The 9,254-nt window shown below is 71.1% G+C and carries 11 protein-coding genes; 9 read left to right on the top strand and 2 right to left on the bottom strand.

Going from position 1 to position 9,254, the window contains the following annotated elements; genetic code table 11:
- The first annotated feature begins 470 nt into the window (after positions 1 to 470).
- Positions 471 to 2,831 (top strand): discoidin domain-containing protein, encoded by a 2,361-nt coding sequence (locus tag ACFWIC_RS40160; protein WP_380522068.1) that lies wholly within the window; start codon positions 471 to 473, stop codon positions 2,829 to 2,831.
- A 245-nt stretch (positions 2,832 to 3,076) separates the two neighbouring features.
- Here ACFWIC_RS40160 and ACFWIC_RS40155 read toward each other — a convergent pair whose 3' ends face one another.
- Both ACFWIC_RS40155 and ACFWIC_RS40150 read right to left on the bottom strand, forming a co-directional pair.
- Positions 3,077 to 3,487: an IS30 family transposase gene (locus tag ACFWIC_RS40155; RefSeq protein WP_380522069.1), complete on the bottom strand. Its 411-nt coding sequence runs from the start codon at positions 3,485 to 3,487 to the stop codon at positions 3,077 to 3,079.
- Between the two features lie 26 nt (positions 3,488 to 3,513).
- Positions 3,514 to 3,873, bottom strand: a complete 360-nt coding sequence (locus ACFWIC_RS40150) for a transposase (protein ID WP_380522067.1) — start codon at positions 3,871 to 3,873, stop codon at positions 3,514 to 3,516.
- On the opposite strand from ACFWIC_RS40150, the gene ACFWIC_RS40145 reads away from it, so the two are divergent.
- From ACFWIC_RS40145 to ACFWIC_RS40110, 8 genes are all read left to right on the top strand, one after another.
- Positions 3,809 to 4,579 (top strand): PEP/pyruvate-binding domain-containing protein, encoded by a 771-nt coding sequence (locus ACFWIC_RS40145; protein ID WP_380522066.1) that lies wholly within the window; start codon positions 3,809 to 3,811, stop codon positions 4,577 to 4,579. The genes ACFWIC_RS40150 and ACFWIC_RS40145 overlap by 65 nt on opposite strands.
- Before the next feature lie 127 nt (positions 4,580 to 4,706).
- A complete protein-coding gene (locus ACFWIC_RS40140; protein WP_380522064.1) occupies positions 4,707 to 5,360 on the top strand; it encodes a PEP-utilizing enzyme in 654 nt (217 codons plus the stop codon).
- Positions 5,357 to 6,001, top strand: a complete 645-nt coding sequence (locus tag ACFWIC_RS40135) for an HAD family hydrolase (RefSeq protein ID WP_380522062.1) — start codon at positions 5,357 to 5,359, stop codon at positions 5,999 to 6,001. Before ACFWIC_RS40140 ends, ACFWIC_RS40135 begins: the two co-directional genes overlap by 4 nt.
- Positions 5,985 to 6,242 carry a hypothetical protein gene (locus tag ACFWIC_RS40130; RefSeq protein WP_380522061.1) on the top strand — a complete coding sequence of 86 codons (258 nt, stop codon included), beginning with the start codon at positions 5,985 to 5,987 and terminating at the stop codon, positions 6,240 to 6,242. Before ACFWIC_RS40135 ends, ACFWIC_RS40130 begins: the two co-directional genes overlap by 17 nt.
- Positions 6,239 to 6,469: a PIG-L deacetylase family protein gene (locus ACFWIC_RS40125; protein ID WP_380522059.1), complete on the top strand. Its 231-nt coding sequence runs from the start codon at positions 6,239 to 6,241 to the stop codon at positions 6,467 to 6,469. Before ACFWIC_RS40130 ends, ACFWIC_RS40125 begins: the two co-directional genes overlap by 4 nt.
- A gap of 238 nt (positions 6,470 to 6,707) precedes the next feature.
- Positions 6,708 to 7,523, top strand: a complete 816-nt coding sequence (locus tag ACFWIC_RS40120; RefSeq protein WP_380522058.1) for a 7-carboxy-7-deazaguanine synthase QueE — start codon at positions 6,708 to 6,710, stop codon at positions 7,521 to 7,523.
- A 159-nt stretch (positions 7,524 to 7,682) separates the two neighbouring features.
- A complete protein-coding gene (locus tag ACFWIC_RS40115) occupies positions 7,683 to 8,093 on the top strand; it encodes a hypothetical protein (RefSeq protein WP_380522056.1) in 411 nt (136 codons plus the stop codon).
- A 385-nt stretch (positions 8,094 to 8,478) separates the two neighbouring features.
- Positions 8,479 to 8,994, top strand: a complete 516-nt coding sequence (locus tag ACFWIC_RS40110) for a hypothetical protein (RefSeq protein WP_380522054.1) — start codon at positions 8,479 to 8,481, stop codon at positions 8,992 to 8,994.
- Positions 8,995 to 9,254: the final 260 nt, after the last annotated feature.

Below are 9,254 nucleotides of genomic sequence, written 5' to 3'. Positions count from 1 at the left end.
CCGTCCAAGGCATCAACTCCTTCTGGCAGAACGTCGCCCAAGGCGCCCTCCTCGTCGCCGCCGTCGTCATCCAGCAACGCCGCAACGGCGAACGCCCCGTCGGACTCCCCACCTGACAGATACACAGCACCAGACAACGGAGGGAAGCACCCGTGACCCCCACCGCATGGCTCTGCCCACAAGAGCCGCATCGGCGGCACCCCGCTCGCGGTGGACACCGACCCCTCCTGGCTCGGCGCCGCCCCACCCCTTTACCTCGGCGCAGGAATAACGGCCCGCCGCGCCACGAGCGGTCCCGGGGGCCTCCGGCCCCACGCGACGGATCCCAACCGGCCACCGAGACCCCCATCGATCCACCGGATTCCGCCGCCCTGTCGGCGCGGCACCATGCGTTGATCACCGCGAGGTGCGTCGACGCGCAACCCACCCAGTGATTTCTCAGCAACTTGGAGGACGAGTTGCGATCATCAATGGTCCGTTCCACCGCGGCGGCGGCGAGCCTGCTCGTCGCCTTGGCCCTGGCCGTCGGGCTCCCCACGACCGGAAGCGCCGCCACCACCACCGCTGTGACCGTCGACGGGAGCGCGATGGGCGGCGCCCTCGACGGCATCGGGGGAGTGTCGGCCGGCGCCAGCTCCCGGCTGCTGATCGACTACCCCGAGCCCCAGCGCAGCCAGGTGCTCGACTACCTGTTCAAGCCCGGCTACGGCGCCTCCCAGCAGATCCTGAAGATCGAACTGGGCTCCGGAGCCAACTCCACGGACGGCACGGAGCCCGACCACGAACCCGTACAGGGCCAGGTCGACTGCGGCGTCGGCTACGAGTTCTGGCTCGCCAAGGAGGCCAAGGCCCGCAACCCCCAGATCAAGCTGGCCGGCCTCGCCTGGGGCGCGCCGGGCTGGGTGGACCCGAGCCGCGCCACCGACAAGACCTTCTGGACCCCGCAGAACATCGACTGGCACATCAGCTGGTTGAACTGCGCCGCGGCGAACGGCCTGCACATCGACTACATGGGTGGCTGGAACGAGCGCCCCGGCCCCCTGTCCTGGTTCGCCGACTTCCGTGCCCGGCTGGACGCGACCGGTCACCAGGACGTGAAGCTCGTTGCCGACGACCTCTTCGACTTCGACTCGCTGACTTCCAGGATCCAGGCCGACCCTGTGTACAACTCCGCAATCGCCGTGATGGGTGCCCACTACCCGTGTGTCTGGCTGTCGACCACGACCGGCTGCACCGGACCGACGAACAACCTGGGCAAGCCGGCGTGGGACAGCGAGGGCGGGTCGCAGCACTATTCTGGCGGTTCCGCCGCGCTGGCCCGAGAGTTCAACCGCGGCTACACCGACGGCCGACTCACCGGCTTCCTCAACTGGGCCACCGTGTGGTCCGCTTACCACGGCGCGCCGTTCGGCGGAGCCGGGCTGATGGTCGCCAACACGCCGTGGAGTGGCAACTACTCTGTCGGCAAGTCGACGTGGGTCACCGCGCACACCACACAATTCACTAAGGTCGGATGGCGCTACCTGCCTGGTGCGAGCAAGCGGATCGACGGTGGCTCGCTGGTGACGCTGCGCGACCCGAACACGGCAAACTGGTCCAGCATCATCGAGACCAGTCTGGCAACGGCTCCCCAGACGCTCAACTTGACCGTCTCCGGCGGGCTCCCGACGAACGGCGTCCTGCGCGTCCGCTCCACCGACCTGAGATCCGACGACCCCTCCACTTGGTTCGGCCAGGAGACGGACATCCCGGTCGTCAACGGCCAGGCCGCCCTCACCGCAGCCCCCGGCAAGCTGTACACCATCAGCACGCTCACCACGTCCGGCAAGGGCACCGCAGTCGCACCGTCGAACTCCGTGATGCCCATGCCCTACAGCGACAACTTCGATTCCTACGCACCGCGGCGCACGCCCAAGTACCTCGCGGACCTGGGCGGGACCCTGGAGACCGCGCAGTGCGGGGGCGGGCGGACCGGCATGTGCCTGAGCGCGACCATGACCGGGCACCCGGTCTACTGGAGCCACACCGAGCGTGCCCCCGCTGCGGTGATCGGTGATCCCGGATGGAGCAACTACACGGCCTCCACGGACATCAAGTTCGAGACCGGCACAGTGGAAGCCGCGCTCGGCGTACGGGACACGAATCACTCGGGTGGTATCCGGCTCGCCATCAACCAGAGCGGCGCCTGGCAGATCCGGACGGCCTCCAACACCGTGCTGGCCAGGGGAACGAGGGCGGCACTGCCGGTGAACTCCTGGCACAGGCTGAGCGTCACCGCTCAGGGCTCCACGGTGACCGCATCTCTCGACGGTGTGCGGCTCGGCGCCCCGGTCACCGTGCCGGCCGGCACCGCCGCAGCGGGCCAGGTCTCCCTCGCGGTGTCGACCTACAGCCCCGTCCAGTTCGACAACTTCACCGTCCAGCCGGGCACCGGTGTGGTCGGCGCGGCGGAAAGCAGCGACACCGAACCCGACTATGCCGCGGCCAGGGCGATCGACGGCGACCCCTCCACCATGTGGCACTCCCAGTGGAGGCCCGCCACCCGCCCCGGCCCGCACGCCATCACCCTCCAACTCGGACAGACCCAGCCCGTGACGGGCCTCGGCTACCTGCCGAGGCAGGACGGCACCCCCAACGGGCGGATCACCAGTTACACGATCTCCACGAGTACCGACGGCGTGAACTTCACCCAGGTGGCCGCCGGCACCTGGGCAAACACGGACACGGCCAAGTCCGCCACCTTCCCGGCCACCCAGGGGAAGTACGTCCGGCTGACCTCCCTGGCAGGAGTCAACGGATTCACTTCCGCCGCTGAGATCACCATCCAGTGACCGAACCCGTCCGGGGCCGGCGCACCCTGCCCCGGCCCCGGACGGGCACGTCCTGCCACCGCAGAACGTTCGGCGAGCCCGCCGACGGCATGCGATCGTGGCAAAAGGGGCGGATGGCGCACAGAACCCCCGCCGACGGCCGGGGCAGCGACCCACAGGACGACAGGCTCCGAGGGAAGGCGTGGGCCGCGATCCACTCCGACGACAAGGGTCCGATTCGCATGATCGTCGCAACGTTGCTGGTCTCATGCTGTCAGAGCGGCGGTGAACAGCTCGGCGGGGGTCTGCCATCCCAGGGTCTTGCGGGGCCGGTTGTTGAGGCGATCCTCGATTGCCCGGAGGTCGTCGGCGGGGTGGAGGGACAGGTCGCTGCCCTTCGGTAGGTACTGCCGCAGCAGGCCGTTCGTGTTCTCGTTCGTGCCGCGCTGCCAGGGACTGCCGCGGTGGGCGATGAAGACACCGTCGCGGAACAGCGGAGCGAGCTGGTCGTGGCAGGCCATCTCGGAGCCTTGATCCCAGGTCAGCGTCATCCGTGCGGCGTCGGGGGCATGCCGCAGGGCTTCGGTGAGGCGGGCGTGGACCTGGTCCGCACCGTGTCCGTCGGGCAGCGCGACGAGCCGGACGAAGCGGGTGCGCCGGTCGACGAGCGTGGCGATGGCGGTGCGGTTCCTCCGTCCGGTGATCAGATCCCCTCCCAGTCGCCGGCCCGCTCCCGGAGCTCGACGACGGCCGGGCGCTCATCGATGAGTGTCGCCGGCACGGCGAACCGCGGCGCGCGCTGGTCGGCCTTGCAGCGCTGCTTGCGCAGAGGCCAGCCGGTCCGCAGCTTCTTGGTGAGAGTCCTGCTCAGGCCGCCCTTGGCACCCTGATAGAGCGCACGGAAGATGCTCTCGTGGCACACGCGCCGCTCGGGGCGGTCGGGCCAGAGCAGGCGCAGGTGGGCGGCGATCTGCTCTGGACTCCACTCCAGGTCGAGCTTGCTATGGACCTCGGCGCGGAGCTCGTGGTCCAGCCGCAGCTTTGCCAGGCGGGGCCGCCTCACTGCGGCCGGCCTGCCCGTCCCCGCCGGAGTCATCGTCCCCGTCGGCCACCCCGACGAGCAGCTGGCGGCCGCCGTCGCCGAAATCCTCGCCCGCTGTCCGGCCCCGTATGGGCTGATCGCCCGCTCCTCCGCCACCGACGGGGACGGCCACACCACCTCCTTCGCCGACCTGTTCACCTCCCGCCTCACTCCGGCCGAACCCGCCGCACTGCTGGACGCGATCCGTGTAGTCCGCGCCTCCGCCGACCACCCGGCCGTCACCGCCTACAGCCGGGCCCGCGGCATCACCACCCGGCCGCACATGGCCGTTCTCGTGCAGCCCGCCACGCGTCCGGCCTGCTCCGGTGTCCTGGCCGCCGAGGTCACGAGCGGGAGCTGCACCCGCTGGCGGATCGAGGCCGTCCGCGGCCTGGCCGAACCGCTCGTGTCCGGCTCCCAGACCGGCGAGATCCACACCAGCACCCCCGGACCCGAACCCGAGACGCGCCAGCACGTTCAGAACACCGTCCAACTTCCCGGAACACCATCGGAGTTGGGGATGCCGCCGGGCGACTGGACCGAGCTGGGCCCGGGCCTGAAGGCGAAGATCCAGACCTCCGGCTCGGGCGTGCTGCACCTCTACACCCCGGCCCTCCTCGCCGACCAGCCCGTGCCTCACCCCATCGGCGCGCACCCAGCTCCTGGCCGCCACCGCCCTGGGCCTTGACCGCGTCGACGTCGAGTGGGCGATCACGGGCACCGGCGCGCTCTACCTCGTCCAGGCCCGCCCGCTCACCACGCCCTTCACCGAGCACGCCACCACGAGCCGGGCGGGCTCCGCCGCCGACAGTCGGGTGCTGCTCGGGATCGCGGCCGCCCCCGGCACCGGCACCGCCGTCCACGCCTTCGACGAGACCGGCATCACCGGACGGGTCCTCGTCTGTGACGTACTCGGCCCCGAGGCCGTCCCGGCGCTCCTCACCGCGCCGGCAGGCGTCGTGGCAACCACCGGCGGCGAGCTCTCCCACACCGCGATCATCACCCGCGAGCTCGGCATCCCCTGCGTCACCAACATCACCAACGCCCGCACAGCCATCACCCCGGGCACCGTCGTCGAGGTCGACGGCGGCGCCGGCACCGTCCGCCCCGCCTCCGGCGGCGCGGTCCCGGCCCAGCACTCCACCCGGCAGGCCCGCCCGCTCACCGCCACCGCGGTCCTCACCCACCCGCTGGAGCACCCCGACCCCGACGACGGCCGCGCCGCGACCCTGCTGTGGTTCGACGCGGACGACCCGACCACCTCGGCCAGGGGCGGCGCCAGTGGGCCGCACCCCGTCGGCGTGCTGGTTCCCGGTGACCTGCCCGTGCCGGTCACCGTCGAGGCCGGGTGCCGGGCGATCCACCTGCCCGGTCTCGGCACGCTGCTGTGGCCCCAGGGCGCCCCGCCCCCGCCCGCCGCCCTCGGCCCCGACGGCCAGGTCCTCCACCGCAGGACGGTGGCCCGGTGACCGATCCCGCAGCCCTCCTCGGCGACGCGAAGGCGCCGATCGTGGACTGGGACGGCACCGTGGCGGACAACACCGACGCCCGCCATGCCGCCCTCCAAGCAGCGCTCGCGCCGCACGCAATCGCCGTCCCGGCCAACCGCTACAGGGCCCTGGCCGGCCTGCCCGTCCGCGAGGTCATCGCCCTACTCGCCGCCGACGCCGGCTTCCCGGCCCCATCTGTCAAGGACGGGGTGGCACGTAGCCGGGCCGCGCTGCTCGCAGGGCCGCCGCCACAGCCGATCCCCTGCACCCTCGAACTCCTCCACACCGCCCGCAGCCTGGGAATTCCGGTGGCCGTTGCCTCCAGCGCCGCCGCAGTCCTCGTCCACGACGGCATCCACCGGCTCGGACTGGGGGCGCTGCTGCCCGTCGCAGTCACCCTCGACGACGTGCTGCGGGGCAAACCCGCTCCCGACGTGTACCCGGAAGCCGCCCGGCTGCTCGCCGTCGCCCCCGCCCGGTGCCTGGCCGTCGACGACGCCGCCGACGGCATCGCGGCGGCCCTGGCGGCAGGCATGCGCACCCTCGCCGTCCGCCAGGGCCGCTTCGTCCCCGCCACCACCGCCGACCTTCCAGGAGCCCTCCGTGCCTCGAAACCCTGACGACCTGCTGTCCGGACCGCAGTACATGCTCGCCGTCTTCGCTCACCCCGACGACGCCGAGGTGTGGGCCGGCGGCACCCTCGCCCTCCATGCCCAGCACGCGCCCGTCCACATCGCCGCCCCCTCCACGACCCGGTCCGCGACGCCGAGGCCCGGGCCGGTGCGGCCGTCCTCGGCGCCACCCTTCACCAGCTCCCCGAGCTCACCGCGCCGACGATCAGGACCCTGCTCGTTGAGGTGAAGCCGCACGTGGTCATCACCCACCCCGTCCTCGACGCCCACTGCAAGCACCGGCGCACCGCCGAGGCCGTCCTCAAAGCCCTGCCCGAAGCGAAGATCGAAACCGGCCGGCCCCGGCGCCTCTACACCTACAACTCCCTCACCTTCACCGGGCCGCTGACCCCCACGGTGATGGTCGACGTGACCGACACCTTCGACACCAAGATGAAGGTCCTGCGCTGCCACTAGTCTCAGCCCATCGAGGACCACTTCGGCCCCATGGCCGAAGACCTCGCCCGGATCTGGGGCAGGCGCAGCGGCGCCGCCCGCGCCGAGGCGTTCACCGCTCTGCCCATCCTCGGCCGACTGCCCGGAGCCTCCCACCTGTGATCGGGAGCGGCCCGGTGGGCGCCGGCCGCCGTGCCCCCACCACCGCAACCAGTTCCTTGCCGCCCCGACATCGCCCCTACCAGGAGGAGCACCAGCTATGCCAGCACGGGATGCCCCGCACGAGCTCCTGCAGCTCACCCCGCCCGGGGTGCAGCACCAGAGGCTCCGGGGAAGCCAGATATTCGGGCCCACCGTCCAGGGGGAGGGCAGCGCCGCCGGCAGGCAGTGCCTCTTCGTCCGGCTCTGGGACTGCAATCTGGAGTGCACGTGGTGCGACACCGCCTACACCTGGGCGGTGACGGCCGAGAAGGCGGCGAAGACCCGCAGCGGGCAGCGGTACGAACGCAACGAGCCCGGGTACGGCGAGAAGGAGATGGAACCCGCCGAGGTCCTGAGCCGCCTGCAGGCACTCTGGGACGTCGAGAACCGACCGACGATCATCGTGGTCTCCGGTGGCGAGCCGATGATGCAGCAGCGCGCACTCGTGCCCCTGCTGGAGCAGCTGCGCAGCTGGGGCAACGAGATCCACATCGAAACGGCCGGCACCATCGCGCCCCTCGCCGAGTTCGACGCGCTCGTCACGCAGTACAACGTGTCGCCCAAGCTGGCCAGCAGCGGCAACCGGCTGGCGCAGCGGAACAAGCCGAAGGCGCTCGCCCCGCTGCGGGACACGGGCAAGGCCTGGTTCAAGTTCGTCGTCACGCAGGACTGCGCGACGGACCTGGCCGAGGTCGACCAGATCGTCGAGGCTGTGGCGTTGCCCCCGCAGCGGGTCATGGTGATGCCGGAAGGGTCGGACGCCCGGTCGAACACCGCGACCGCCCAGAAGGTGGTCGACGCGGCACTGGAGCGAGGCTTCGGACTGTCGTTCCGAACGCACGTCTTCCTGTGGGGCGACGACCCCGACCGGTAGGCGCGGCGGCGCCGAGAATAGGAAGTAGGAGCGCGGCGGCCGGCGGGTCCCGACCTGCCGGCCGAGCGCAACAGCCGTCGGAGGAGGGTGAAGTAGTCCATGCGGTCGGCCGGCGGACGCTGCCCGAGGGCACGTCGAGTCGGCGGACAGGTGAGTAGGGTGACGACCGTGAATCCCGCCGCACCGGGAGCAGAAGCCCCCGACCTCGCCCTGACCGCTCGGCGCCTTCGCGTCGTCGACATCGTCTTTGGCGACCCGCGCAACGACGACCTCGTCCCCGGCATCCTGCTGACGACGGACGGCACCGACGCGCCTGCGTGGATGAGCTGGTTCGTCTCCCGGCACGGCCTGCCGGATCGACCTGGTGCCACGCAGATCACCGGCGACGAGACGCTCTACGTCCACGTTCCGGCCCGGGGGGACGTTGCCTCGTGCACGGCTTGGAGGAACGGCGGCTCGACTCGGTCGACGGCCTCTGGCGTGCCCTCGCCCTTGCCCGCCAGCATGTGTATCTCGTCCTCGGGTTCCTTCCCTGCCCGGCGGGAGAGGGCGGCCTTGTTGAGCATCTGAACCGTCTGCGGGACAGAGGGAGCGCAGTCCTGGTGGCGGTCGACCTCAGCCGGTGAACGCGGTCACCAGTCGGTCGGCCGGCGCTCGCGAAGGCTTGCTGCGCGGTGCCGACGGGGCCGCGGACGCGGAGCACCACCGACCCGCGGGGTGAGGCGTTCTGTACTCCACGAGCCGGTTCGCAGGTCCCACCGGGCACCCGCGGGCGCGCAGTTTCTGACGCCGGCGCCGTCCGGCGTGGTCGATACGGGACCGGCGATGCCCATGGATGCACGGCCCGCCATCGCCAGCGGAATGGCGTGGCGCCCATAGAGCCGAACGGGAAGGCGGAAAGGTGAAGTCGCTGCGTCGTGCATGACAGTCGAAGAACTGGACACTTGAGCAGGCGGTGGCTGCGATCGACGAGGTCAGCGAGGAGCCCACCGGGCTGACGCCGAGCCTTCTGTCGGCGTGCGAGCGGCTCAAGATCCGCACGTCCGTCCGCTATCGAACGCTCTGCTGCAAAGTCTACAAACTGCCTGCCGAGGTTCTGTTCGCCGATCAGGACGGGGGCGACTCGCCGGCGTTTCCGCCGGGGGCGGGGCTGCGCCTGGTTCACCCGTACCCGGCCCTGTTCGCAGCCACGGTCGAAGTGGTCCAGGGCGCCCGGCAGGCTCTGGTCATCACCGGCTCCCGAAGCCGTGAGTCCGCCTACCTGGACAGCATCCTCCAGGCCCTGGCCGACAGACCCACGCGCGTCCATCACCGAGTCCTCTACGGGCCGCCGCGCAACCGTGTGCTGACGGAGCACCTGCTGGCGCTGACCCGCCTGCGGGACCCCTCGGAGCGCACAGGCGGAGTCAAGACGCTGCACATCGGCGTGGTGGAAGGCGACCAGCCGGAGCGGTTCTTCGTCGCCTCGTAGCGCGAGGCGGTGATAGTGGTGCCCTCGTTATCCGGTGTGGACCCCTTCGATACGGGGATCGTGCTGGGAGAGGATGACGCCGGCCGACTCGTGCAGCACACCAGGGAGGCATGCGCGGTTTCTCGGCGGGTTGAGACGGCGGCGACGGTTCGACGACTGGCGGGGCTTAGTACTGCAACGGTGCTTACCGAGACGAGGCTTCAGCTCTTGGGCTGTGGCCTCGTCTGTTGTAGTGGCTGGTCCGGGCCTGATGCTGGCGT

The sequence above is a fragment of the Kitasatospora sp. NPDC127035 genome, from assembly GCF_042726075.1.
GTDB lineage: Bacteria > Actinomycetota > Actinomycetes > Streptomycetales > Streptomycetaceae > Kitasatospora.
Note: the sequence above shows the minus strand (reverse complement) of the source record. Positions and strands in the feature narration are given on the sequence as shown.

Coding starts and splice junctions, on each gene's coding strand:
- ACFWIC_RS40160 (WP_380522068.1), top strand. CDS start 471: ATGGTCCGTTCCACCGCGGCGGCGGCGAGCCTGCTCGTCGCCTTGGCC.
- ACFWIC_RS40120 (WP_380522058.1), top strand. CDS start 6,708: ATGCCAGCACGGGATGCCCCGCACGAGCTCCTGCAGCTCACCCCGCCC.